This window comes from Planctopirus sp. SH287 (genome assembly GCF_056500625.1).
Genome location: NZ_CM151403.1, coordinates 2,855,551 through 2,881,215, shown reverse-complemented (window position 1 = coordinate 2,881,215; position 25,665 = coordinate 2,855,551). Strand labels below are relative to the sequence as shown.

The 25,665-nt window shown below is 52.3% G+C and carries 20 protein-coding genes; 11 read left to right on the top strand and 9 right to left on the bottom strand.

Going from position 1 to position 25,665, the window contains the following annotated elements:
- Positions 1-56: 56 nt before the first annotated feature.
- Complete coding sequence (locus tag SH287x_RS10595; protein WP_479514281.1) at positions 57-626, bottom strand: DUF6580 family putative transport protein; 570 nt, start codon at positions 624-626, stop codon at positions 57-59.
- A 1,066-nt stretch (positions 627-1,692) separates the two neighbouring features.
- On the opposite strand from SH287x_RS10595, the gene SH287x_RS10590 reads away from it, so the two are divergent.
- Together SH287x_RS10590 and SH287x_RS10585 are read left to right on the top strand one after the other, a co-directional pair.
- Positions 1,693-3,972: an efflux RND transporter permease subunit gene (locus SH287x_RS10590; protein WP_479514280.1), complete on the top strand. Its 2,280-nt coding sequence runs from the start codon at positions 1,693-1,695 to the stop codon at positions 3,970-3,972.
- A 202-nt stretch (positions 3,973-4,174) separates the two neighbouring features.
- On the top strand, positions 4,175-4,993 hold the full coding sequence (locus SH287x_RS10585) for an FkbM family methyltransferase (protein WP_479514279.1): 819 nt from the start codon (positions 4,175-4,177) through the stop codon (positions 4,991-4,993).
- A gap of 397 nt (positions 4,994-5,390) precedes the next feature.
- Here the strand turns inward: SH287x_RS10585 and SH287x_RS10580 are convergent, their stop codons facing one another.
- Positions 5,391-6,170, bottom strand: a complete 780-nt coding sequence (locus SH287x_RS10580; protein ID WP_479514278.1) for a hypothetical protein — start codon at positions 6,168-6,170, stop codon at positions 5,391-5,393.
- 580 nt (positions 6,171-6,750) lie between these two features.
- Here SH287x_RS10580 and SH287x_RS10575 point away from each other — a divergent pair.
- From SH287x_RS10575 to SH287x_RS10560, 4 genes are all read left to right on the top strand, one after another.
- Positions 6,751-7,125: a hypothetical protein gene (locus tag SH287x_RS10575; protein ID WP_479514277.1), complete on the top strand. Its 375-nt coding sequence runs from the start codon at positions 6,751-6,753 to the stop codon at positions 7,123-7,125.
- 531 nt (positions 7,126-7,656) lie between these two features.
- Positions 7,657-8,211 (top strand): RNA polymerase sigma factor, encoded by a 555-nt coding sequence (locus SH287x_RS10570; protein WP_479514276.1) that lies wholly within the window; start codon positions 7,657-7,659, stop codon positions 8,209-8,211.
- A gap of 566 nt (positions 8,212-8,777) precedes the next feature.
- Positions 8,778-9,506, top strand: a complete 729-nt coding sequence (locus SH287x_RS10565; protein ID WP_479514275.1) for a hypothetical protein — start codon at positions 8,778-8,780, stop codon at positions 9,504-9,506.
- A 238-nt stretch (positions 9,507-9,744) separates the two neighbouring features.
- Complete coding sequence (locus tag SH287x_RS10560; RefSeq protein WP_479514274.1) at positions 9,745-10,704, top strand: ROK family protein; 960 nt, start codon at positions 9,745-9,747, stop codon at positions 10,702-10,704.
- 52 nt (positions 10,705-10,756) lie between these two features.
- Here the strand turns inward: SH287x_RS10560 and glgA are convergent, their stop codons facing one another.
- From glgA to SH287x_RS10540, 4 genes are all read right to left on the bottom strand, one after another.
- Positions 10,757-12,244: a glycogen synthase GlgA gene (gene glgA, locus SH287x_RS10555; protein WP_479514273.1), complete on the bottom strand. Its 1,488-nt coding sequence runs from the start codon at positions 12,242-12,244 to the stop codon at positions 10,757-10,759.
- A gap of 321 nt (positions 12,245-12,565) precedes the next feature.
- Positions 12,566-13,264 (bottom strand): hypothetical protein, encoded by a 699-nt coding sequence (locus tag SH287x_RS10550; RefSeq protein WP_479514272.1) that lies wholly within the window; start codon positions 13,262-13,264, stop codon positions 12,566-12,568.
- A 135-nt stretch (positions 13,265-13,399) separates the two neighbouring features.
- The gene (locus SH287x_RS10545; RefSeq protein WP_479514271.1) at positions 13,400-14,101 is read right to left on the bottom strand and encodes a hypothetical protein; all 702 of its coding nucleotides are present in this window, start codon (positions 14,099-14,101) and stop codon (positions 13,400-13,402) included.
- A 215-nt stretch (positions 14,102-14,316) separates the two neighbouring features.
- On the bottom strand, positions 14,317-14,760 hold the full coding sequence (locus SH287x_RS10540) for a DUF2752 domain-containing protein (protein ID WP_479514270.1): 444 nt from the start codon (positions 14,758-14,760) through the stop codon (positions 14,317-14,319).
- A gap of 427 nt (positions 14,761-15,187) precedes the next feature.
- Between SH287x_RS10540 and flhA the strand changes: the two genes are divergently transcribed.
- The 5 genes from flhA to SH287x_RS10515 all read left to right on the top strand — a co-directional run bounded on the left by flhA (position 15,188) and on the right by SH287x_RS10515 (position 21,929).
- A complete protein-coding gene (gene flhA, locus SH287x_RS10535; protein ID WP_479514269.1) occupies positions 15,188-17,338 on the top strand; it encodes a flagellar biosynthesis protein FlhA in 2,151 nt (716 codons plus the stop codon).
- 97 nt (positions 17,339-17,435) lie between these two features.
- Positions 17,436-19,310, top strand: coding sequence for a flagellar biosynthesis protein FlhF (locus SH287x_RS10530; RefSeq protein WP_479514268.1), 1,875 nt, complete (start codon positions 17,436-17,438; stop codon positions 19,308-19,310).
- An 88-nt stretch (positions 19,311-19,398) separates the two neighbouring features.
- Positions 19,399-20,334 (top strand): P-loop NTPase, encoded by a 936-nt coding sequence (locus SH287x_RS10525; protein WP_479514267.1) that lies wholly within the window; start codon positions 19,399-19,401, stop codon positions 20,332-20,334.
- A gap of 460 nt (positions 20,335-20,794) precedes the next feature.
- A complete protein-coding gene (locus SH287x_RS10520) occupies positions 20,795-21,037 on the top strand; it encodes a hypothetical protein (protein WP_479514266.1) in 243 nt (80 codons plus the stop codon).
- Positions 21,038-21,149: 112 nt separating this feature from the next.
- Positions 21,150-21,929, top strand: a complete 780-nt coding sequence (locus SH287x_RS10515) for a FliA/WhiG family RNA polymerase sigma factor (protein WP_479514265.1) — start codon at positions 21,150-21,152, stop codon at positions 21,927-21,929.
- A 173-nt stretch (positions 21,930-22,102) separates the two neighbouring features.
- On the opposite strand, the gene SH287x_RS10510 is transcribed toward SH287x_RS10515, so the two are convergent.
- The 3 genes from SH287x_RS10510 to SH287x_RS10500 form a co-directional block, all read right to left on the bottom strand.
- On the bottom strand, positions 22,103-22,462 hold the full coding sequence (locus SH287x_RS10510) for an Hpt domain-containing protein (protein WP_479514264.1): 360 nt from the start codon (positions 22,460-22,462) through the stop codon (positions 22,103-22,105).
- 126 nt (positions 22,463-22,588) lie between these two features.
- The gene (locus SH287x_RS10505; protein ID WP_479514263.1) at positions 22,589-24,271 is read right to left on the bottom strand and encodes a sigma 54-interacting transcriptional regulator; all 1,683 of its coding nucleotides are present in this window, start codon (positions 24,269-24,271) and stop codon (positions 22,589-22,591) included.
- A gap of 207 nt (positions 24,272-24,478) precedes the next feature.
- Complete coding sequence (locus tag SH287x_RS10500; protein ID WP_479514262.1) at positions 24,479-25,438, bottom strand: diacylglycerol/lipid kinase family protein; 960 nt, start codon at positions 25,436-25,438, stop codon at positions 24,479-24,481.
- Positions 25,439-25,665 lie beyond the last annotated feature (227 nt).

The window sequence follows — 25,665 nt, the reverse complement described above, 5'->3', positions numbered from 1 at the left end:
GGAGATGAAATCAAGACTGTCCCGATACGAAATCAAGACGTTGGGTATCCACCGTTTCAGACTTCATTCGCCTGAGGGGATTCCTGATCGCTATTCACAAATCGCATCGCAAGGTTCCAACCACCAAAGAGAACCATGGTGAACAACAGGTCGCCAGCCACGCTGTTCTGGAAAAAAGGAATCGCGAGAACATAGTTCTCCAGCAATCCTTCGCGGGTATGAGGATAATAGGCCCACCAGTTTGCCAGGTTTGTCAGTAGGAAAAACTGTACAGAACCGGCCAGTGCCGCCGTACCAATCGTGATTGGGCCACTGTTCAGGCCCGCCCACCGACCAAGCAGGACGTTGATCACGAAGCACCCGTAAACGACGGGGGCCAAGCTATGAAAACCGATCATCGCATCGGAAATGGCGAGGATCACCAGCGGAACGAGCATCGCCAGTCGGCGGTCAGCCAGATAGGCACCGCTGAACAGTGCCACAGCCCCAATGGGAGAAAAATTGGGAGGGTGCGGGATAAATCGTGCAATAATGGCCAGAACGATCAATGTGCAGACGCCCAGCACACGAAAGCTTTTCTCGTTCGCGAAATGGCCCCCACCTTTGACTTCATTCTGACGCTGCACTCGCCTGCTCCTGCACTGATATTCAAACAATTATTCAAACATTCAATGGCCATCACTTCCCATGGCCAGGGATGATTTCAGAAGACGCTGAAGATCGTGTACTGGCTAAAGGAAAGTGTCCAAACGTTTCGTTGGAAACGTACTGGTCATCGCCAACCTTTTTATCAAAAGAGTGGTGCTGAGCCAGCTTTGCCGCCTCCATGACTCCCCGTTCACCGCCATGCACATGAGAGCATCACGAATTGATAGTGGAAATCGGGAAGATCTCAATCGCAAGTGAGCGTAACGAACGCAACAGCGACATTCCACTGACTCTCACACCACCTGACTGCTGTATTCATCCCCCCGTCAGAATTGGTCTGTGAGCCAGGAAGGGCTTTGGTGACGCCCTGCAATCGAAGAGGATGGCAGGCAGGTAAAAAATGACGACTGCGTAAAGTGATTACATCGTGAGGAATGTCTGGCTCGCAAAGGACAAGGTTCTAAAGAGCCGCAGTGAATGCCGAAGAGTTCAGGGATGATGGGATTTCAGGCAATCCAATGTGAGAGACCCTGCCCGGTCAAGGAAGGGACGTTCAGCTTCGCAGGCCACTTTGATTGTTGACAACTGTGATTGTTGACAACTGTGATCGTTGACAACTGTGATCGTTGACAACTTTTTTCTATCCAGCGCGGTGCAAAACGTCCACAGATTCAAGACCTCTTAAGGATTCTCGCTAAACACGACATTCACCAGAGATGGCAGGCCATGGATGCTGACTCAATCCAGACTCTGTATTCCAACACGTGTCATGTGATGTTCGCGACTGTTCTTACCGAGTGCATTGTCAAGGTTGAAAAGCGGGGTTGAACAGGTCGTCAAGTCCGACAACGGAGGACGTAACGACGCATGAAACCCCAAGAGAAAGCCGTCACACGGCACGAGTGCTTTGGGTGAAATCTCATCGCCAACAATTCCGTTCGCATTTCACGACTGATTGTCCCCATCTAGTGCTTATGCCTCCGGTTAAGTAAGCCGGTTCAATGGTGTAAGGCTTGACGCTGCATTGCAGGGAATGGCTGGCCCATGATTTCGACCCTGTACGCCCGATACTATAAGCACATGCTCTGGTTCGTGGCGCTAACGATGCCGCTCTTCTGGTATCAGGCGGAATCCATCAAGTCGAATAACGACATTGAAACCTGGATGCCCCGAGATACCGGCGTCCGCCAGACCTACGAGCAGTTCAAGCTCGACTTTGGTGCTGAAGAAGTGATTCTGGTCGGGGTCGAAACATCCGCGGTCGACACCCAGGCCATGGAAGCCCTGGCTGGCCGATTGGAGCGACTTCCTGGCATCCGCAGTTGCTGGACGCCACATCGCCTGACGTTTCGTATGGAATCACTGGGAGTCGAACAAGACGAAGCCCATCGCCGCCTGGAAGGACTGCTGACCAATTCGGATCGTGGAATGGTCGGGTTGTTTGCCGTCTTGTCAGAAAAAGGGACAAAAGATCGCGCAGGAACTGTCAGCCAGGTTCGGGAAGTTCTCGATTATTGCCAACTCAGCTCGGCTCATGTCGCGCTGACAGGGGCACCTGTGATTGTGACGGAACTGGATCACCTGGGAAACGCGAAGTCTGGCCGTAAGTTCTTTGCCATTACTCTCGCGATCTGCCTGGGGCTGCTCTACTTCTCTCTGCGCCACTGGAATTTGTCACTCGGGATTCTGGGGGTCACGCTCTGGGGGATCTTCGTCACGCAGTCGATTATCGCCTGGTGTGGCGGTGAAATGAACTTCATCCTTGGCTCGCTCTCTGTCCTGGTGATGATCTTCACACTGTCTATCGCAGTCCACTTTGTCAGTTACTACACCGATGCCGTAGAAACTGGCGAACCACAGCCACTGGATCACGCCTTCCGGGCATCGTTCAATCCTTGCTTTCTGTCAACACTCACAACACTTCTTGGTTTGGTTTCACTGAATGTCAGCAGCATTCTCCCCGTGGCTCAGTTTGGATATGCCGCCGCCACTGGGGCAGTCGTTGCCATGGTTGTTGGGTTGGGGTTAACTCCCGCCTTACTGATGGTCTGGCCTGACTGTGCTGCCAAATCATTCCGTATTCACCACGTTGATTTCAGTTGGTGGGCTGGCTGCGTGAACCGTCATCGTCATGGCATTCTTGCTGCTGGCGCGGTCATGCTGGTCATTACGGCGGTGGGTGTCTCACGCCTTCGTCCGGATGTTGACCCTGTCGATTTCCTCCCACGTGACAGTCAGGTTCTGCTCGACCTGGGACGCGTGGAAAAAGAGTTGACAAATGTGGATTCCATTGAAGCCGTTGTCGACTTCAGCGGACGCGACATGACTTTTGTTGACCAGCTTCAGATGATCCGTGAACTGGAGACGATCATCCGTCAGCAGCCAGGTGTACGGCACGTGCTCAGCCTGGGAACGTTCTTTCCTGATGAGTTACCGGATGGGCCTCTGGCAACGGCACGCCTGTTCTCGACAGCTCGTAGCTACCAGGGTGATGACGGGCTGGTTGCCAACGATCAGAAGTTGTGGCGAATTTCCATCCGTGTTCAGGATGACCCGCGTGTGGGCGGTGGAGCCGATCAGGTTCTACATGATATCGAAAGTCAGACGGCCTCATTCCCGATCCATTACACCGGGATGACTCCACTCCTGGATAGCGCGCAGAAAGAAATCTTCGCTGGCTTCTGGGAAAGCTTTACAGCCGCCGTATTAACAATCAGCCTTGTGATGCTGATTTCCCTCCGTTCGGTTGTTGCGACCCTCATCGCGATGGTGCCCAACATCGTCCCCATCTGGCTGGTGTTTGGAGCCGTCGGATTTTTCGGCATGCCGGTGGATATCGGGATGATGATGACTGGCAGCATCTCGCTGGGGATCTCGGTCGATTGCACCTTCCACTTCCTGGTTCAGTACAATCATTCGATCAAGCGAGGTGAAAGCCCCGCGGAAGCCGTCAGGCATGCTCTGGAGCATTCTGGCGAACCCATGCTGGACTCTACGATTATCTCCAGCACTGGGATGTTGGCACTTTGCTTGAGCAGCTTCGCCCCGACGGCCCGGTTTGGTTGCCTGATGTCAGCTCAGATGGTGGTGTCGATTCTTGGCGAGTTGGTCTTCCTGCCCGCCCTGCTCTGCTGCCTGCCAGATCGCAACGCAGATAAACGCAAGCAGATGGTCGACGAGGCTGCAAAACTATCGAACGAAGAATCGACGCACGAAGAAGTCTTATTGACTGACGACGAGCCTCAGATCCATCGCCTGCCTGCTCCGCATATCAGTATCGGCCAGAAATCCTCCCGTCGGTCTGATACCGCGATTCACAATTGATTCAGCAGGAGCACCTGACTTAAGGGCAGCATTCGCTGCAATGGATTCCGAGCGAGAACTTGCAAGGAGTCAACGGGTTAATACTGTCCGGCTGCAACCGCTCTCAGCAAAACATCAGAATTGACAAGCGAATCTCGCACCGCCAGAATGCCGCGCATGTTCAGTTAGCAGATCTCCGGTAAACTGGATCAGGGAGTGAGAATTGAAGCTGAAGAATCTGCTGCAGATCGTTGGTATTAAGGGGAAACCCAAGCATTACCTTTATGAGGTGATCGAATACGACCTGGGGAAACGCGGTGTCGCAAAGTATGCTCATTGGAAGCATCCGAGCAGCTCAATATGGCCCATGACCTCAGCACTGGTGGATGCGTATCAGGCTTATATCCAGCCCGGCGATTTCTGTATCGATATCGGTGCCCATTGTGGTGATACAACCTTACCCATGGGAATTGCGGCGGGATCCTCTGGCTGTGTGCTGGCGTTAGAACCTAATCCCTATCTCTACCATGTGTTAGAAAAAAACGCCCGGGCAAACCGTCAGATCTCTAACATCAGATCCCTGATGGCTGCAGCCGGTTCCGAAGAAGGGTTCATGCAGTTTGAGTATTCAGACTCCGGCTTCTGCAACGGCGGACGCCATCAGGATATTTCCGTTCTCAGCCATGGGCACCCCTTTAATCTGACCGTTTTTGCCGTGAATCTCGAGAAAGAACTGCGATCCGACTACGCTGATGACCTTCCTCGACTGAGTTTCATCAAGGTGGACGCGGAGGGCTACGACCTGTTTGTCCTGAAATCGATGGAATCGATTCTTCGTGAATTCCGCCCAACGATTAAGGCCGAAGTCTTTAGTAAGACAAGTCGCTCATATCGTGAGAACCTACTGATTTTCTTGGAAAATCTGGGCTACACCGTTAGCAAAATCGCTGTGGAGCCTGTCGGGATCGGCGAACGTCTCACACGAGATAACCTCATGGAGAGCGCTCACTACGACATTCTTGCCTTGCCCAACAAGCTCTAACGGTCAGTTGAGTGAGTTGATTTCAAGAGGTCGCTCAAGCTCTGATTTTCATACGGCCCATGACTGAAATGGAGCCATGTTTGCCGCTGATCGAAATACATGAAACTGCGGGGCATTCGCACTCCTGCTTGGTTGCCTTGAATTTTTCAAAAGTGAATTTCCAATCTCAGCGCGCAGCAGAAAACTCCTGGCCCTTTGGGAACCAGGAGTTTTCTGCTTTTTTCTCAACAAAAATCAGACGGCACGTCTCTTGTCATACGGAACCCAGGGTTAAATTGCGCCTTGCGTGGCCTGCTTGCGGCTTTGAGGCAAGCAGGCTTGACGCAACTCTCAACGCGCCATTGATTCCTGGAAAGCGTATTAGGCATGAATCTCCAGTATGAAACCAGACTTGGCTTTAGTGAGCCGGAGTCCAGGCAGGTGTGGCTGGCCGGGCCTGGACAGGCTGTAAAAACTGGACAGGCTGGATGGTTGTGGGTTGTACCTGCTGGGGAACAGCCACTGGAACTGACTGAGGCTGAATGCCAAAGCTGGGAACATTGCTGACTGTGGCCGTATTCACCGGAGCAAAGGTGGGAGCTGCGACCATGGAAGGTGCCCCTGTGGGTGTTGGCCCCTGAATGACAACGCCCGGCAATCGCTGAAACTCCTCATAAGAAACCTGCTGTGGCTCCATTTGCACAAACTGACCACCAGGAGTCATGGTTCGTTGGCTGGAGTTGAACTCAGGGATTGGCATCGGCGTCATTGGATGAACTGGGGCTGGGTTATGAACCGGTGGCACCGGGGCAGCGGCTGGCACAGGCGGAGCCGACGGGGCAAACGACGCTCCCGCGCTCATCGCTCCACCACCGCCACAGCTATCGCAACCGCTTGTCCCACCCAGCAGGAAACCGGCGCCTGAACCACAACCACTGTCACAACCACAGCTTGCAGCTGCTGTGTCTCCGCAGCAACTGCTGCCACACAGACCAAAACCGCATCGACGAGCAGCCCGGCGAGCACGCCAGCAGCTGATTTTTCGTTGGAACCAGGTGCTGTGTCCGCATCCGGAAATCACCGTTTCACAGGGATCAGGTACGCAAGGATTCACACACGCATACTGCCGAGGGCAGCAGCAACCGGCGGCAAACACGATGGCCATAGCGGCCACGCCGAGAGAAAGAAGTGACTTCATGTCTTGTCCTAGTGAGAGACCGAGGCAGGATGGGAGAGAGGAGGGGAAGGCAGTGAGGCGAGAACCTGAGTTGACTGGAAGGCTTGCAGGAGAGCCTTCAGTGGAGCATTGCACCCCACATCGAAGTTATCGGCAGTCTGATGAGGCAAACTTTGACGCTTTAATCAATTTTCTGGATTTTTTCGGAAGAAACTTTGCCGATGAGCTAAAGTCTTGACTTAAAACGGGATAAGAACCATTTCTTCATACCCAAAACGGGTAATGAAAGAGATTCAGAAAGAAATTTCCAAAATCGCTGAAAGAATTTCCGATTTCCCCGTGAACCTCTCCGAATAACCTGCTGTCATACCTGCATGCGGGAGCCAGGTTGCTCTTACCGCCACTGCTGTCTCATTTGTGAGGTGGTTGTGTGTTTCCCTCAGGTGGTGTTCGCCGAGTGTTTTAAGGTAAGGTACTGTTTGGCAATTTTCGGGGACGTTGTTGTCTCTGGACGCATGAGAGATTGACCAGGAAAGAACCGAAGAAGCTCAAAAGTTCGATTCCAACAGGAAACTGCGGCAAGTCCGCAGGGGGTGCTACGATGCAGCAGATTAACGGCATTGCGATTGCAAACACCACGACCCTTGTCGCCGCAAACATTGCGACAGTCGCTGGCGCCGCTCTGGCTCATCGTGGACTGAAATCTCATAAGATGTTTATGAAATCAGACCCCAAATCAGGGCCGTCGCCATCGCGCTCGAAATGTTATCGCCGCAATTACAGTGTACAAGTACCCATTGAGGTATATCGCTCTGTAGGCAGGAACATTTCACCCGATTCGAGCGATGTGAACTGCTCCAGAGATCCGCAGCTAGCTACGTTGATGCCAACGACAAATTGGCAAACGCAAAGCTGGCGACTGACCGCCAACGCCATCAATGTGGCGCTAGGTCTGCTCAGTGCGAATCATGGCTAAGTGGTACGACCACTCTATCTTGACCGGTTGCTGAATTCGTCCGCAGGCTTGTTGGCCTGCTCTCGTTTCCTGCTTAACCTGCCAGATCAGAATTGAAGTTCCATTTGTCACTTAACTCGCACAGCAGCACGTCACTGACGGATTTTATCCGCCAAAGATGTGAGGCAACGGACGACTGGCAATGTTTGGCGCAGGTTGAGGGAGTGCGATCGCACCGCTTGATCTTCGTTATGACAAAGCAGGAGACGTGGCAGGTTGGTTTCCCACCTCGCCACAATGGGCAACCGAGTGATGCACGGAATGCAGACTCAGGTTGCAATTTTCCCCTGAATTTTTCTTGCAGCACCTGGTGACTGAACTTCAATTGCAGGTGATCTCCTTGATGTCGCTATCTCTCTGATGAGAAGGCGACAGCATAGGAATCACTTCAAGAGCAAGAGTGACCAAGGCGCAAGACCTGTCAAATTTGCATGAGCCTGGAAAGCTGATGTGGCGATGTCGCTGCACATGCAGATTGGGAATTGAACCTTCATGACTGATGAATTGAGTTTGTTAGAACTGGTTGAATTGGCACAACAGGGTGACCGAAACGCTTTCGGGGAACTGGCCCGGCAATTTGAATCAACGGTTTTCGCGATCGCCCTGCGGCGGTTGCGAAATCGGGCGGAAGCTGCTGAATTAACTCAGGATGTTTTTGTTCAAGCCATGCGAAAGTTGCCTCAGCTCCGTGAGCCTGAGCGATTTGCCGGATGGCTGCGGCGGATTACCGTCCGGATGGCGATTAACCGGGCTGTCCGGCGACCACCAGAGTTGGTAAGCAATCCGGAATTGTTTGGCAACATTCGTGGCCGGGGGGACTCACCACTGGATCAAATTCTGGTGGGTGAAGCGGCGGGTGAAGTGACTGCAGGTTTGAGCAAGTTGCGAACACTTGACCGGGCTACACTCCTGGCATTCTATTTCGAGGGACAGTCGCTGATTGAAATGAGCCAGCAGTTTAAAAGCCCCGTGGGGACGATCAAGCGTCGGCTTCATACAGCAAGGAATCGATTAAAGGACGTTCTCAGCCATTTACAGCCCGCCTGAGTCTGTCGGACAACATCCATGAAATTCAACCTGAAAACCTCTGTGGAGCAAACACTGCTCTCCAGAGGTTTTTCATTTGAGTAGCGACTCTCCTCACCACATTTCACCACACTCACAAACTCGCTCCCCAGAAAAAAAATACGCAAAATTAACCCTCGCCCGCGCAGGCGGGAGAGGGTGGCACGCAGTGCCGGGTGAGGGATTTTCCAGTTGACTTTCTCAATAATTAAGCGTGCCTGAATATCTATCGGCGAGTATATAAAACGTAGGGTGCATGAAGCGCAGCGCAATGCACCAACCCTTGCTGTGCTCTTGTAAACCAGCGCCAACCCATCCGTTGCCAATCGCTTGAAATCAATCTGTGAAAGCCATGCCCGGTGGCGTAAATCCACTAAAAATCAAACAAACAGCCTGATGAATATCCTCACCAAGCGGCTCAAAACACCTTTTGAGAGATGTGTCATGTCGCTTGCAGGCGCCCCATCAAAATGGCTTTGGACGGCCCCAGTTTTGCTTTTCTCGCTGAAACACCTCATAAGAGAGTGATTCTGATGCGAGGGCACCACATGGCGATGACAAAACTCCCCCAATGCTGCTTATTGACCACAATCCTGTCATTCATGACAAATGTGGCGCATGCCGAAGCGGTCGTCACACTGGTTTCCGGGAAAGTCCTGAAAGCCGATGCCGTTGATTTCCCTGAAAACAGCGGTTTCATTGTGATGGAATCACGCCGTGAGGGAATTCTGATCAGGCAGCGGATTCTTCGTGAGAATGTCACTTCCATTGATGTTGATGATAAATCGTTGGTGACTTCAAAGGGTGCGGAATTGCCAGCCGATGGGGCGATAGGAGCTGCTTCCCTTCAGGTGGCCAATGAACGAGTTCAAGCTGTTGCTCGCAGAGAAGAATCGCTGCTCCCTGCTTTTGATGAAAGGGCTTTTGTACCGACGGATCAGGTCGCCGTTCCTCACTCATTGGTGGGATTTGTGGAGGGGGTTCCGCTCGCGCCACAGAATGAAAAGCAGATGCCTGGATGGCCACCAGCGGGTGTCGTGGTGGGAGTGCGTCAAGATCCCCTGGAAGCTTACGCGGGGGCAATGGCCCGATGGTACCCGCAAGGCGTGCCTCAATTGGAAGCTGGTTTTGCACGCCAACTTCTCAGGAACGAAGCGGCTTATCAGGTGGCTCCTCCCTGGGCGTTCAACACCTGGAACAATCCCATGGGAACAACCAATCCCGGCTATGCCCGGCCTGCGCCCCATCTGCCATCGCCCCGTCCGCTGCTTCCTTAACCGGGCACAGACTCGGTCATTTTCACCAAAGACTGCGTTATGGATGACAAGTCATCCACGTGCTACAGCCTGCCAGAACCTGCGCATTTTAAAAATTCTCAGGCGTTTGTGATCTTGATGCGAGAAGCGATGCAAGATTCATCAAAAGAATGACTTGCCGAAGAGAATCTGGTTGGTATTGAATGAAGCAGCAGCTGAGCCGCACGACTGTCACGATGCTGTTTCGCAAAGGGAGATCATGCCACACCTGGGAATTGAGATCGGTGGTACCAAACTTCAGCTTGCTGTAGGAACCGCTGGAACCGACGATTTTATTGAACTTGTTCGTCGGGACATTGATCGACATCGCGGGGCACCGGCCATCCTTGATGTCTTGAAGGCCGAAATTTCCGACCTTTGTACTCGGCATGCGATTGAAAGCCTGGGTTTTGGCTTTGGCGGCCCCGTCTGGTCGGCACAAGGAGTGATTCAGAAAAGCCATCAGGTTCGCGGTTGGGATAATTTCCCACTCGTGGATTGGGCCAGAGATCTCACCGGAAAGTCAGTGGCTATTGCGAACGATTGCGATGTCGCGGGGCTGGCGGAAGCTCATTATGGTGCCGGAAAAGGACGGCAATCGATTTTCTATGTCACAGTCGGAACAGGGATTGGTGGTGGTTTAATCATCGATGGCAAGATTCATGGAACCCACCGGCCTGCGGCTGCGGAAATTGGACATCTGCGTCCGGGACTGGATGCCTGCACTTCCGGGCAAACAGTTGAGGCTCTGGCTGCTGGGCCAGCGATTTCAGACTTCGTGATTCGACAACTGGCATTACTGACGGAGACTGAAACGCTCTCCTCTGATGGTCGAGAAATTCTGGAAAGTTGCGAAGGAGATCATTCGAGAATCACGACTAAACTTCTGGGCGTCCATGCCGCTCAAGGGAACAGCATCGCCTTACGGGCCTTTGGTGAAGCGGCGCACGCTTTGGGTTGGGCGATAGCCCAGGTGATGACATTGATCGCACCTGAGCGGGTGGTGATCGGCGGCGGCGTGTCACTCACAGAGTCAGAAGTCTTTTTGGGGCCGCTACGCAAATTCACCGACGATTATGTGTTTCCACCATTGAAGGAAACATACGACATCGTCCCTGCATCGCTTGGTGAAAGCGTCGTGCTGCATGGAGCGCTCGCACTGGCAGAACAAGCGGCTTGATGAGACAAATTCACCCGCCTGGGCAATCATTGTCGTCCAAAGCCACAGTCGCTTAAGACTGAGAATGCGCTTTCTTAAGGCAGGCCTGCTGATAGACGTTGAGGTATTCCTGAGCACTGCGCCGCCATGACCAGTCGCGTGTCATGCCGGTCTTTTGAAGTTTGAGCCACGTCGTTTTATCGAGGAAGTAACCAAGCGCCCGGCAGATCTGACGGAAAAGCACTTCACTTTTATACTCGTAAAAACTGAATCCGTTTGCATTGCCCTTACCCAGGTTGGCCTCGGTCACATCAATGACGGAATCGGCCAGGCCGCCCACGGCCCGCACGATCGGCACTGTGCCATAGGCCAAACTATACATCTGGTTGAGGCCACAGGGTTCAAACTGACTGGGCATCAGGAAAATGTCGCAACCGGCTTCAATCTGATGAGACAGAGCTTCATCGTAACCAATTTTGACCGCGATCTTGTCGGGGTAATCCTTGGCCAGCGCCAATAATCTCTTTTCAAGCACTGGGTCACCTGTCCCCAGAAAAATGCACTGAATGTTGAGATCAGCCAGATCTCGTGAACAGTTCAGAATCAGATCCAGACCCTTCTGAGAGGTAATCCGGCTGATCATGCCCAGCACGGGAACATTGAGGTGTACCGGCAAGCCCATGGCCTTTTGCAGCGCAACTTTACAGACAGGCTTTCCAACTGAAACCGTGGATTCGTCGAAGCGTTCTGCGATGAGCGTGTCAGTGGCTGGGTTCCAGACTTCCTGATCAATCCCATTCAGAATGCCCACGAGGTCTTCTCGCCGGGATGTGAGAACACCGTTGAGGCCGGCCCCAAACTCCGCTGTCTGAATTTCGCGGGCATAAGTGGGACTCACCGTCGTCAGCATGTCTGCGAATGTGATCCCTGTTTTCAACAGGTTCAGTTGGCCATGGAACTCCATCTGTCGCCAGTTGAAGTATTTCCAGTCCAAGCCTGTCAACAGCATATCCCAGTGCCAGAATTGACCCTGAAATGCCATGTTATGAATGGTGTAGACGCTAGAAGTGCGTTCAAGCCCGTACTTCTGGCCTTCAATCCTCAGGAGGGCCGGAACCAGCCCCGTCTGCCAGTCATTGGCATGAATCACATCAGGATGAATCGAAAAGCGGCGGCAGATTTCCAGAACAGCCCGGCTAAGAAAGATAAACCGCTCACAACTGTCACGATAGTCGCCTTCGGCATCGCCATACAAACCGGGACGATCGAAGTAATCAGGCTGGTCAACCAGATAGACTTTCACTCCCGTTCCGGGCAGGGTCGATTCCAGAATGCGGGCTGTAACGTCTTTGTGTCCAATTGAGATGGTGATGACGTGCCCCGTCGAGGTAATCGACTTGGCCAGACCGTTCGTTTCGGCCTGACGGGGGTAGAAAGGCGTGATGAGCCATAAATCATGGCCCAGATGGGCTAACGCTTTGGGAAGTGCAGACGAAACGTCGGCCAGTCCACCCGTTTTTGAGAACGGCACCGCTTCGGAACTGGTCAGTACGATCCGCATAGCTGCAATATCCGTCGTAATGCGTTGAGATCAGGGCGTTTGGAGTCGAAACGACATGCCAATTTTTGCGTGACAAACCTCTCCAACAGTACGTTGGGTTTTCACCCGCTGCAACCCGCCTCCAAATTCAACAGAAGGAAAGAAGCAACCAGAGAGTGCCAATCGTTACCAATGGATCATCAACGGAGAAGTGTTGGGAAGTCGACAGGCTGTTAAATATCACCACAGAAAATATCACCAAAGAGGCGCGGCTGCGATTTCGTGTTGAAAACCATCCAGTGACAGGACAACCCGATGAATCTGGGCAGTTGACAGCAGTCATTATGTGGCGTCGGACATATCGTCGCCTTTGTAGTATTCGTAAAAGAGACGTCCGACTTCTTCACTTAATCGTGACATATACTGGGCTTTGAAGTTCGTCAGCGTTTCGTCGGCTGCACTCTTGGGCTGATAGAGAGGATACTTCGAGATGATTTCCTTGCTGAAAATCTTCTCGGCTTCTTCAAAGGACTCGTCCATTTTCCAGACGCTGACAATCGCTTCGGCCCGGCCGCGATACAACGAAGCACTCCCTTCTTCATAGAGCGAGAATGACTTCAAGTCGATATAGATCACATAGCGGGTCTTGAACGCGGCTCCGATTTCTTCCGCGCGATCCCAATCAGGGTTCTGATCCAGCCAGGCTTTGACATAGTCGGGCGAGATCGACTTGATCTTGTGCTGTTCCAGACGGAACGACACCACTTTACTCACATCGTAATTGATGTTTTCAAAGCTGAATCGCACTTCGGTCGGAGCGTAACAAACGACTGCCACCTGCACATCTTTGGCAGTCATCGACTCTTTAGTCATGGCGTCGAACTCCGGCTCAATCGACGGTGGTCCGCCGATCAGATAGCCGATCATAACGACATAGTTGCATCCTGAGAGAAGCACGCAGAGCGATGCCACCAGCGAGAATGTCAGTCTTCGGTGCTGAACGAACGCTAGATACAGCGTTGCAAAGATCGAGGTTGGCATATTCATTCTCGATAAAATGAAACGGTGTTGGAAATCCACCGATTCAAAAGGATTCGGAAATACAGCTCTCCACTGAGTGGCAGAGAGAAAAACAGGTCAGCAGCCGTGTGATGTCAATCGATTAAGATTGATGGTTTACAACGTATCGTTGAGTGACTTGTCGAAGAACGTCTCAGCTAACAGTTCACTCACACGGTCGAGATATTCTTTTTGAAAAACCAAAGCCGAACGGCCGTTTTCAGAAATCGGCTGGTGTTCAGGATAGGTCGAGTTGAATTCCATTATGAACACCTGATTGGGAAGCTTGTTTGCTCCCAGGTCTTCCACTTTGAAAACACGGATTTCTGCCAACATGCGACCGCGATGCAGCTTGGGAGCGTTTTCTTCCGCTGTGGCAAAATGATGCACATCGATCCAGGCGAGATAGTCGGTCTCAATGTCCTGAGCGATATCAGTGATGTCGCCACCAAGTCCACCATGATCATCGAGCCAGCCATTGATCTTTTCTGGATCAACGACCAGAACTTTTCGGCGGCGCAGGCGTCGCGTGATGCCATCAATCAGATCAGCTTCCAGTGTGGAGTTCTGCTGAGACAAGTCAGAAGGTGTCGAGCAGACAATCATCAGGCGATGTTTCCCTTTGCAAAGATCAACGCCAGTCATGGCTTTGAATCGACTGGTTTGCTTGGGATCACCCTGGATCATCTTGCCTGCCATCACAAAGAGTGAACAGCCGGGTAACAGACTGAGGAGCGAGCAGGCTCCCACGGAAAGACAAGTCGCGATCCACTCTCGACGAGTCAACGATGTGGCCTTGCTCTGGACGGTGGAATCCATCTGAGGAGATATCCTCGAAATTGAGCAATCACAACTGGGCAAGCAGGTCAGAAGACCGATTGGCCCAGTCCTTCGATCACTGGGGACAGGCGGACGGGAAATGAGCACGCGGTAAGCGGGAATGGCGGGAGACAAGAATTTTTAAGGCGGGACGTGAGATAGACGAGAGCGGAATAGGAAACGCGAAAAGGCAATAGGCAGTGACTATTAATCGATTACAACCAGATCCAGCAGATTCGAGCTCCCCAGTTCAGCAAAACGACACCCAGGATGATCAGACACAAGAGGCCAAGAACTTCCAGATAGTCGTCAGTGAGCCAGGAAACTCCTTTTTTTGCGCTGACCAGCGACCAGATCACCGCCAGCACGGAAACGAAAGCCAGTAAAATGCCCCCGGGGTTTGCACGAGCCGCCTGAATCCATTCCAGACGAACAAAGTGTGCAAAACAGGTTGTCATTCCACAGGCAGGACAAGGAAAACCGGTAATTGTCAGAAAGAAGCAGGGAGGAAGACCAAGTTGTTGATGGGTGCCGGAACCGGCGGGGTAAGGCGTGAGGCAGGCTGCCAATCCGAAACCTCCCATCAGCAACACCGCCACGCAAAGCAGCAGTATTCGATGAGCAGTCCCGAGTGAGCGAGATGGGCTGAAAGTTGTCAACGGTTTGTACACGGTCGGCAGGCTATGTAGTTCTTGGGCAGTTTAGCTGCAAGACAATCTTTCATCGGCGGAAATTGCGTGACGATAAAATATCAAAGCCAATAGCAAGATCAACGCACATCTGTTCAAGGTCAGATGGTACGAACATTTCTTTTGTTTCCCACCCAAAGGGCCTGCTTTGCGAGGTCTATGCAGTTTTTTGAAGCAACTCGTTTACTGCAAACTGCAAATGGCCGCCAGTCTCCCAGCATGATGGCTTGTCGGGAAAGCTGGCTGGACAGACTTGAGACTTTTTCATACTACCCCCGAAGAATCTCAAAAAAACACGTTCACTCCTTTCCCAAGTTCCGCCTGATCGTGCATTCACACGCTGATGGCAGTTTATTTGACTTCTCCTTTCATTGACACGTTGTGTCTGGAGCATTGCATGCCCGCTGGTCGCGCCGAAAATTTGCGCGAAATTAGTAAGTTCGCACAGGGCTTACTGATGCCGGGCCTGTTCGTGATGTCCATTCTGGTGATTCTGGCTCCGTTGCCGACACCGATTCTTGACATGCTGCTGGCGGGGAACATTACGCTGGCGGTCGTAATCCTCCTGACCACGATTTATGTCTCGAAGCCGTTGGAATTTAACGTCTTTCCTTCACTTCTTCTGGGCACCACGCTGGCGCGTCTCGTCCTGAATGTGGCTTCGACCCGTCTGATTCTGACGCGAGCCAATATCGATGGCACTGGAGCCGCTGGCGAGGTCATCGAGGCGTTTGGTGAATTCGTCGCTGGCGGGCAGTTGGTTGTTGGCCTGATTCTCTTCGTGATTCTCGTCGTCATTCAATTTGTTGTGATCACCAAAGGCTCAAGCCGCATTAGTGAAGTGGCCGCCCGATTTGCTCTGGATGGTATGCCGGGCAAGCAAATGGCTATTGATGCGGATCTTAATGCGGGCGTCATCACACAAGAAGTGGCCAAAGCCCGCCGGATGGAAATCACGCAACAGGCCGATTTCTATGGAGCGATGGATGGTGCTGGCAAGTTTGTCCGTGGTGATGCCATTGCCGGGATCATTATCACGCTCATCAATGTTCTGGGCGGAATTGTCATCGGCATGTTGATGCACGGCATGCCTTTTCAAAGAGCGATTGAGGTCTATACCACTCTGTCCATTGGCGACGGGTTGGTTTCTCAAGTCCCTGCCTTTCTGATTTCACTGGCGTCGGGTTTGCTGGTGACGCGATCCAGTAATGAGTCTAACCTCTCGAAAGATGTGGTTGGGCAATTATTCCGACATAGCGAAACGTTGTTCGTCTCCAGCGCGTTTGTGGGAGCCATGGCCTTCACAGGGCTTCCCGCAGTCCCTCTGATGGCATTGAGTGCTGCGCTGGCGATCTCTGGCTACGTCCTGAGAAACACACAAAATAAAGCCAAAGTGACCAAAGAACAGACGGAAACACGAGAAGCCGCCGCTGCAAAACCACAGCCCAAACCCGAAGATCATCTGGGAGTCGAGCCGCTGGAAGTGGAGTTGGGTTTTGGTCTGATTCGTCTGGCCGACCCGGCTTCTCATGGTGACTTGCTGGATCGTGTAACACGTGTTCGCAATAAGATTGCCCAGGAGTTGGGGCTGATTCTCCCGAAGATCCGTATTCGCGATAATGTGCGTCTTGGCCAGAATGAGTATCAGATCAAGCTGAAAGACACGCCCATTGCCTGGGGAGAGGTCTATCCCAGCGGCCTCATGGCGATTGATACGGGCGTCACCACGGGCCGTATTCCCGGCATGGATGCACGTGATCCCGCGTTTGATCGTCCCGCTGTCTGGATCGAGCCTTCTCAAGGAGAGCGGGCTCAATTGCTGGGCTATAGCGTCGTCGAGCCTTCTGCTGTGGTGGTGACTCATCTCACAGAGGTCGTTCGCTCTCATGCCGACGAGCTTCTTTCCCGCCAGCAGGTTCATCAACTGATTGATACCTTGAAAGAGCGAGCTCCCAAGCTTCTGGAAGACCTAGTTCCTGATGTTCTCAAGGTTGGTGTCATTCATCAGGTGCTGGCAAATCTGTTACGGGAACGCATCCCCATTCGTGATCTTGAAACGATTCTGGAAACACTGGGCGACTACATTGACCGTACGAAGGATGTCGGCATCCTTTCGGAATATGTGCGCCATTCGCTCAGCCGGACAATATGCCAGCAATACCGTGACACTGAACGAACATTGCATGTTGTCACACTTGAGCAGGCTGTGGAAGAAACCCTTTCTTCAGGCATTGAATACAGTGAACGTGGCCTGATGGTGAAGCTTTCCCCTCAGATGGTGGAGACGTTTACTCAGGAACTCAGTAAACAACTGGAGCGGCTTGTTCAGTTTGGTCGGCCGCCTGTCGTACTCTGTGGCCCCCAGTTACGGGCAGGGATTCGTCAGATGACAGCCAGTTCATTACCTCGTTTGGCTGTGATCAGTTTGAATGAAGTGACTCGTGACACGGCGGTGGAACCTCATGGCGTCGTGTCGCTGAGTGCCATTCGTTCGTCTCGTCCCTCTGGTATTCCCGGTACACCGAATCAATTTGCGGGGGCACGTTGATCATGACCTCGCACATTCAATTATTTCTGTCACACCTTCTTGGTGAACCGCAGTGTCTTACAGGCAAGCTGTGTCTTACTGGCAATAGGGGCTGTCCATGAACAAGGACATTCGCGTCTATCGCGCGGCGACACTCGACGAGGCGCTGGATCAGGCTTATCAGGATCTTGGCCCGACGGCGACCGTTTTGCACACGCGTCAGATTGAACGCCGGTCATGGTTGCCCTTTTCACGAGGGACAACCGATGTCGAAATTACGGCTTCTCGCGGGACTGCTCCTGCTACTAAAGCCACGGGACAACCGCGCGCGGCGGTTCATGCAGAAGCATCTCGGGCCACCCACGCTCGGAAGAGCGAATTTGCGCCGGTGAAGTCATCGAAAGTAAAAGATCCACTAATAATCGATGAGTTGGCACCGGCACCCCCGTTATTAGGAACAGGGCCTTCCGCTGCCGAGCGTCTTCAAGCGGCCTTGAAGGAACGAGCACAGACAAAAATCTCAGCCGCTATTGGCAATCGCCCGCATCCCGTTGAAGCAGCACCGATTCGTGTCACGACAACGGCTCCAGACACTCCGCAAAAATCACCTCAAAAACCACTTGCTTTGGAGCTTCAAAGAAGACCGTCGGCACAAACGCCACACAAGCCTCCATTGGCTCCTGTGTTTCAACCGTCGCCATCAGTTGCGTATACCCCCACACCTTCTGGATTAGGACGATGGCAACCCAAGAGCGGGGCCAATCCGATTCCCATGAAGCCACCCTCTGCATCAGTTGCGGAAACGATGAGTAAAGGTGACCACCAGGTCAGACTTCAAAAAAATCAGCCAGCAGCAGTAGCAGAGCGCGCCACAAAAAAAGAATCATTGGTTCAGCGACCAGTGCCTGAATGCTCTTTGCCAGATATCTCTGCCGTGAGTACTCCCGTGTCTTTCGTTGACAACGGGTTGGCTGAAGCTGGTAGGCACCGATCATTCACCGAACATGACCTGAGAGCTGATGAGACCGTTGCGACTTCACGAGGCAAATGGCCCGAACTGGATCGCCAGTTTCATTCGGTGCAAGAAGTGATTGAAAGCTTGCAAAAAGATTTCCCCCCCGTCAGCCCTCAGCCAAATGGCACATCGAGCCTGACAACCTGGAACCATTTTTCAGAAGAAACAGGCTTGCCCGAAGCGACAGCACGGCGACTGCTGGCGAAACTGGCTTGCACAGCCACACCACGCGAACTTGCGGATCAGAAAGCGTCTCGGACTCTTCTCGCCCGGTTAATCGAGCAGGAATTTCACGTGATGCCTCCCCTGCCGGCTATTCCTGGCCAGCAGCAAATCATGGCGGTCGTGGGGCCAACCGGCGTCGGAAAAACCACCACTCTCGCGAAGCTCGCGGCTCATACAAGGCTGCGTGAACATCGCAAAGTGGGGCTGATTACTGTTGATACTTTCCGCATAGCGGCTGTCGAACAGCTTCGCACCTATGCAGAAATCATGGATCTGCCGATGCGTGTGGTTTCATCACCTGCCGAGATGCGCCGTGCTGTGGATGAATATGCCACAATGGATCTGATTCTCATTGATACCTCAGGACGTAGCCCTTATGACGAGATTAAGAATCAGGAATTGAAGGCCATTTTAGCCGAAGCCAATGCCAGTCAGATTCATCTCTGTTTAAGTTTGGCAAGCGATCCACAGGCTATGCGGCCAATCGCTGAAAAGTTTATCGGCATCGGGGCGACTCATCTGATTCTCACGAAGCTGGATGAAGTGCTCCGCTATGGTCTTTTGCTGACCAGCCAACTGGACACCGGATTGCCACTCACTTATCTCACGACAGGCCAGGAGGTTCCCGACCACCTGGAACCAGCCCACAGGACACGTCTGGCACGGCTTGTTCTTGGTGATGAGCCTTTGCGTCACACGGGAATGTTCACACAACCAGCCAAGCCGAGTCCCTATCTGACAGGTCGCACATAATTTTTGCCTCTCGAATCGTCCATCCTTTTCGTCTCCTTCTCTCCCTGCATACCGAATCCAATCTCCTTTCCGCTTCTGGCGATTCCCTATGACATCGCTTATCGCGACTTCACATGTCCTCCCTGTGGCTCAATACCGTGATCAGGCGACGGGTTTGCGCGATCTTAAGGCAAGAACATCTGTTCCGGGAATCAAAGAGATCAATCACCAAGGGGCGGCCCCATCGCACTGCCGCGTGCTTGTGGTCAGTTCTGGCAAAGGAGGGGTCGGCAAGTCTCATTATGCCCTGAACATGGCCATTGCGATGGCCGAGATGGGGAGTCGCGTGCTTCTGCTGGATGCGGCGGAAGGGTTATCGCACCTTGATCTGTTATGTGGGTTGCATAGTTATTGGAACCTGGAACATGCCGCCAACGCCTCTCGAACCCTCGACGAAGTGCTATTGGACGGCCCATCAAAAATCCGCTTACTGACCGGAGGACGCATCCTGCTGCATCCAAACGAGATTCCCTCGCCTCTGCGAATGGTTCTCCGTGAGCAGATGGTGGCTTTGGAGAGTCATTATGACGCGTTGGTGATTGATGCGGGGACTGCAACTTTTCCGGAAGTGGCCCCATTCTTCGCTGCAGCAGACCGGATCGATCTCCTGACGACTCCTGAATCGACCTCAATCGCTAACACCTACGCCACGATCAAACATCTGGCAGGCATGCGTCAAACGTCAACAGGCATTGTGGTCAATCAATGTGATGATGAAAACCTTGCTGATGCGATTCATGACCGCCTGGTTCGCATGTCTCGCACATTTCTTCATTGCGGAATTGAAAAGCTGGGTCACCTCGCCAATGACCCTCTAGTTGCACAAGCCGTTAGCAGTAAATCCCCTTTTGTTCTGACCCCACAATCACAGGCGGGTGCACAAATTCGCCGATTCGCACGAGCCTGGGGGCAGAGAAGTTTCAGCAGCCGAAAATCTTTCTTCAGGTTGCTCTTGTCGGAAAACGCAGAAATCGCGATCAAATAGCCTCACGCGACGGACAACTGTCAGTTTGCGAAACACACTCCACTTGTTCACGTCTTTTTTCCCGCCTCTCTGCCTTTCTCTTCTGATTTCCCGCTTCACATCTCGCCTTGTTTCTGCCTGACTCCAGGAAGCACTTCAATTTTCCGTTGAAGCACTTCTTCCCGTCAAATTTCGATTCACGTCACCTATTAAGCCTCACTCGTTTTCTGCCTCTTGTTATCCCGCTTTTAATCGACTCTTGCTTCTTCCTACCTGTCTCTTAATTCACTTCAAACTTTAGTCATTTCAATGAATGAGATTCGGATTCCGAATTTTCAGTCAAAGAAATTCCGTCTGCGTTATCTGCGTTGATTTCTCCAGATTCAATGAATTTGCGTCCTATCATCGGCCGATATGTATTTAGGAAGCACGATTGCTTCATGAATCAGTTAGCCGCCCTGAGATCTGTCCAGGGGCCACGATGGCATGGCAGTACGCAGCATTCCTGAGTCAGCTTTCATTTCTGGCAACCACGCTGGTGGGGGTCAGTCATGGGAGTGGTTTTATCAACACAATGTTGAATGCCTTATTAGCGACTGTGTTCTCGTTTCCTATTGGTTGGTGGATTGGTGAGCTTGGACGCCAAACGGCAGAAGATCTCGCGACGACTGACTACAGGAACTTGAACAACATGCCAGCTCAGTCTGAGTCTAACTCAAATTGAGTGGCCTGATTTATTCCCGGGATGATTTGTTTTCGTCATTCCCGGCCCCGACACGATGCAAGTTCGATACCTACTTATTAAGTAGCTATCACGGATGTTCACGGAGGGTTGGATGGTGACCAGGGTTATTGAAGACATTCAAGCCGTCTGGAATGCTTACAAGCAGGATCAGTCGAGCAAAGCGCTACGTAATCGTCTCATGGAAAATTACCTTCCATTAGTCCGATACAATGCTGATCGTGTCTGGTCGAAGCTTCCTGACGGGGTCGATATCAATGATTTGATCTCGGCCGGTGTCTTCGGGCTGATGGACGCGATTGAAGCTTTTGATATGGAACGCGGCGTCAAGTTTGAAACTTACTGCGTTCCCCGTATTCGTGGTGCGATGCTCGATGAGCTACGCACGATGGACTGGGTGCCGCGTCTGGTTCGCAGTAAAGCCAGCAAGCTGGAGTCTGCTCGCAAGCAGGCTGAAGCAGAGTTTGGCCGTCCTCCTGCCGATGTTGAAGTCGCCGCGAAGATGGGCGTTCCGCTGGAAGAGTACGAGAAGCTCAAAAGCGAAGCCAGTGCTGTGAATCTCGTCAGCCTGAATAAAAAGTGGTACGAGACCGACAGTTATAAAGATGTGCGTGAGATCGATATTATTGAGGACACCAAGGGCGAAGATCCGACCCTGGGGATTCAAAAACGCGATCTGATGAAGCTCGTCACTAAAGGGCTTAATCGTAATGAACGACTCATTATCATTCTTTATTACTATGAAGAACTGACGATGAAGGAAATTGGCAGCACGCTGGGACTTTCAGAATCCCGCGTCAGTCAGATGCACTCAAGTATCGTGAATCGACTGAAAGAGCAACTGGGACGTCGTCGTCCAGAATTCGCTCAATAAAGATCATTGAAATATCGCATCAAGAGATGCGAAGCATGGTGCGAATGGCTTGCTGGTGAGAATGACTCACGGCAAGGAATCCGCACCATGCTTTTTTTTATTGGTCATAAGAGATGACTTGAAGTCGATCAATGACGGCTGAATACGTAGCAACCGCTCTGGCGTAGGGAAACTCATTGACCACGATCAATAAAGTGATGGCGAATTGCGACAATCGCCCGGTCAACCTGTGTCTTGAGCACGGGCATTAAGTCGTGCGCTTTGTCGTAATGACGTTCTTTGATAAAGGCTTCAATTTGCCCTGCTGTTTCTGCACAGGGATTACATCCCATGGAAACGACAAGACCTTTGAGGCTATGGGACTTTAGGAACGCTGAGTCCCAATCTTCGGACGCCATGGCTTGCTCCAGAGAAGCAAGGCAAAGGGGGACGTCAGCGATAGCGATCTCGGCTAACTCACCCGCAAGATCCCACATCCCGTCGAGGCGATCCATCACACCGGCAACATCGACGTCCAAGGGGTTACCTGTCATTGTCAACCTGCTTTACATTGCGCCTGGTCAGGCCAAGTCGAGATGAAATGATGCCCACACGCGACCAATCAGAGTACTCATGGCTGATCTCTCATTGGCCGAATGTGACCTGTCAGAAATAAATATCTACCGCGTCGAATTGATTGAAACATTTTTGTCGAGGTTGATTCCAAATGCGGCGATACGATCACGCACTTTGCCGCGGGTGATTCCCAGAATCTCTGCCGCTTTTGATTGATTGGCCCCGCAGGCTTGCAGAACCCGCGTCAGCAAATATTTTTCCATCAGTTCCAATGTTTCTGCATAGAGGTTTGTTGAACCTGCTTGCAGCCTCTCATCAATGAGCCGACTGATATCTCCCGATGCCAGATCGTTATGAGAGTTTAATACGCCAGCTGCAGGATGATTGCTGGCACTATTTTCAGTGCCCGCTAAATGTTCACTGGGCGTAAAACCAACACGTTCAGCGACTCCTGCCTGAACCTCTGTATGACCTCTGACAGAAGGCTCGCTGCCAGAAAGTGCAGAGTCTTGTGGAGCCGTCATGACCGCTGAGGGAACGGTAAAATGCCTGACAGTTCCTGCTCCGGTTAATGCATCAGTCATTCCGCGATGCTGGTGCTGGCTGTATTCGGTGATCGTTGAGGGAAGAAAATCAGGGACGATCACCGGCCCGGAACTCTTCAGCAGGCATTGGCGGACAACACTCTGGAGTTCGCGAATGTTCCCCGGCCAGGGATAAGCTGTCAGAAGTCCCAATGCGTCCGGGGAGATCCCTTCGACATCAGTTTTATCGAGTTCTTTTCGTGCTCTGGAAAGGAAGTATTGCAGCAGTAATGGCACGTCTTCCGTCCGCTCTCGCAGGGGAGGCAAGGAAATCGTGACGACATTGAGTCGATAGAAGAGGTCAGCGCGGAAGCGACCATCCGGCACCATCGCTTCCAGAGGACGGTTGGTGGCTGCAACCAGGCGAACATTCGTTTCAATGGTCTCGTTGCTGCCGATGCGTTCAAAACGCTGTTCCTGTAAAAGGCGGAGCACCTTGCCCTGAGTCAAAGGTGACATATCACCGACTTCGTCAAGAAACAGTGTACCGCCATTACATTGTTCAAACTTTCCGATGCGTCGTCGGTCAGCGCTGGTGAAGGCGCCCTTCTCATGGCCAAAAAGCTCTGACTCCAGGAGCGTGTCGGGAAGCGCAGCGCAATTCACCGCCATGAATGGACGTGTCGAACGGCTACCAAACTGATAGATCGCCCGCGCCACCAGTTCTTTTCCCGTCCCACTTTCGCCGCGAATGAGCACCGTGACGTTCTGCTGAGCGACACGGCCAATTTCTTTGAACACTTCCAGCATGGCTTGGCTACGGCCAACAAATAGATCACCGGCGTCCGACGCTTTTTCTTCTTCCAGAACAGAGACCGCGACCGGCACACTCATGAGCCGGCGAGTTTCCATCGCCTTCATCACCAGTTGTGTCAATTGCGGGAGATGCAGGGGCTTGGCCACATAATCGTAAGCGCCCAGACGCATCGCTTCGATCGCCGATTCACTAGCTGCATCAGCCGTAATAAAAATCACCGGCAAGCGACGATCAAGGTCTTTGATCCTTTGAAATAGCTCTAGTCCCGAGATGTGCGGCAACACCAGGTCAAGCAGGACAACTGCTGGCTGAAATGTCCGTATCGCCTCCAGCCCCGCCTGAGCAGTGGTGGCCGACTGCACATTCACACCCAGCGGAGTCAGCGTCCGCGAGATTTGATGCAGAATGGAGCGATCATCGTCAATCACAAGGACTGTAGCTGTCACGTTCGGTTGGCCCCTGAACGATTTGAGTTGAACGGGATTGGCCAGACTGAGCAAATCCTCGTTGTGAATTCATCATAGTCGGGTGGGAGTGATCAGGACATTCTCACCGTCTTTGAATCAGGGTTCCTTGATCAGATCCCATTGAATCAGATCCCGCAGAATCAATACCTGTGCTTTCTTTCTGGCTTCATTATCGGGGTTTCAGAATCAGGCGTTTTCATTCGGTCGATCTGTTTCTGAGGAACGAATCACGGTGATTGCATGAGGTTCCACAGAAACCGAGAGTTGCCGAGCGGTGAATGACTCTCCGTCGGCAGTGCAAGGCCAGAGCGTGTCGGCTTCGATTTGAACAGTGCTTCCTGATGATGTGAAAACCAGCGGATGATCAATAATGTCTCCAAGCAGATAAGTGCCAGGAAGGGACACCAGTGATGTCGGTGGGCCATCAGCAACCAGCAGCAGATTCAGTTTCTCATCAAAGGGAGTGGCCGTCGCCACGACCTGATTGCCACCACCCGAAAATTTCCCGTTAGCAACAAACAGGTTCAGCCACTCTCGCCCCTCATAAATCTGATTGTCGAGAGAAATTCTGGCCGTGAACGCAGTCAGGTTCGCCACCACATCAACCATACCTCGAACATAACAGAACGGCCCCCAACGGCTTTTCATCTCGTCACTCAGGTTTTCAAGATACCGACCAGTATTGCCGGCCGTCAGCATGTTGATTGCGATTCGCTCTTCGCCATCAGCTACGATTTTTAAGAGATCGCAGGGAATAGGCTCTCCCTGAAGGATGTCACCCCATGCGATGAAGGGGTCGAGCGGCATTCCCAGCGAGCGAGAAAAATCATTGCCGCTTCCCAGGGGAAGAACTCCCATGTGAAGTGGTTGAGTGTGACGACCGTTGTTTCGGCTCTGATGGGATCGGCGAAAAATCGCACTAGCGACTGCCCCGACGGTTCCATCCCCCCCCGCGGCAACAATGGTCTTGAAGCCAGATTCCGCAGACTGCTCCACCAAGGTGTCAATCGAGACATCATTGTCGAGAGGAAATAGTTGGACTCCCGGCGTTTCACTCAACTGGGTAAAAAGCCCCTCTGCTTTTTTCGCTGTTCCTCCTTTGGGATTCCAGATCACAGCAATGTCAGACTTCCCGTCGCTGGACATTGATTTTCCTACTTCAATGGTGAGGGTGAGAGTGAGGAGTTATTAAATCCTCCGCGCTTCTGGCAGCAATGATAACTCCTCAAAGCGAGCCATGCGCCCCTCATCCGGCCTGCGGCCACCTTCTCCCTCAAGGGAGAAGGATTTAAGCGAATCAGGAATGACCGAAAAATTGTTACAAGCCGCCACTTGACTTCGAGTTTTGATATTACCATGAAAGGTTGCTATCA

What these genes read in the sequence shown, in the direction of transcription:
- SH287x_RS10590 (WP_479514280.1), top strand. Translation starts at nt 1,693, where the DNA reads ATGATTTCGACCCTGTACGCCCGATACTATAAGCACATGCTCTGGTTC.
- SH287x_RS10580 (WP_479514278.1), bottom strand. Translation starts at nt 6,170, where the DNA reads ATGAAGTCACTTCTTTCTCTCGGCGTGGCCGCTATGGCCATCGTGTTT.
- SH287x_RS10575 (WP_479514277.1), top strand. Translation starts at nt 6,751, where the DNA reads ATGCAGCAGATTAACGGCATTGCGATTGCAAACACCACGACCCTTGTC.
- SH287x_RS10570 (WP_479514276.1), top strand. Translation starts at nt 7,657, where the DNA reads ATGACTGATGAATTGAGTTTGTTAGAACTGGTTGAATTGGCACAACAG.
- SH287x_RS10565 (WP_479514275.1), top strand. Translation starts at nt 8,778, where the DNA reads ATGGCGATGACAAAACTCCCCCAATGCTGCTTATTGACCACAATCCTG.
- SH287x_RS10560 (WP_479514274.1), top strand. Translation starts at nt 9,745, where the DNA reads ATGCCACACCTGGGAATTGAGATCGGTGGTACCAAACTTCAGCTTGCT.
- glgA (WP_479514273.1), bottom strand. Translation starts at nt 12,244, where the DNA reads ATGCGGATCGTACTGACCAGTTCCGAAGCGGTGCCGTTCTCAAAAACG.
- SH287x_RS10550 (WP_479514272.1), bottom strand. Translation starts at nt 13,264, where the DNA reads ATGCCAACCTCGATCTTTGCAACGCTGTATCTAGCGTTCGTTCAGCAC.
- SH287x_RS10545 (WP_479514271.1), bottom strand. Translation starts at nt 14,101, where the DNA reads ATGGATTCCACCGTCCAGAGCAAGGCCACATCGTTGACTCGTCGAGAG.
- flhA (WP_479514269.1), top strand. Translation starts at nt 15,188, where the DNA reads ATGCCCGCTGGTCGCGCCGAAAATTTGCGCGAAATTAGTAAGTTCGCA.
- SH287x_RS10530 (WP_479514268.1), top strand. Translation starts at nt 17,436, where the DNA reads ATGAACAAGGACATTCGCGTCTATCGCGCGGCGACACTCGACGAGGCG.
- SH287x_RS10525 (WP_479514267.1), top strand. Translation starts at nt 19,399, where the DNA reads ATGACATCGCTTATCGCGACTTCACATGTCCTCCCTGTGGCTCAATAC.
- SH287x_RS10520 (WP_479514266.1), top strand. Translation starts at nt 20,795, where the DNA reads ATGGCATGGCAGTACGCAGCATTCCTGAGTCAGCTTTCATTTCTGGCA.
- SH287x_RS10515 (WP_479514265.1), top strand. Translation starts at nt 21,150, where the DNA reads ATGGTGACCAGGGTTATTGAAGACATTCAAGCCGTCTGGAATGCTTAC.
- SH287x_RS10510 (WP_479514264.1), bottom strand. Translation starts at nt 22,462, where the DNA reads ATGACAGGTAACCCCTTGGACGTCGATGTTGCCGGTGTGATGGATCGC.
- SH287x_RS10500 (WP_479514262.1), bottom strand. Translation starts at nt 25,438, where the DNA reads ATGTCCAGCGACGGGAAGTCTGACATTGCTGTGATCTGGAATCCCAAA.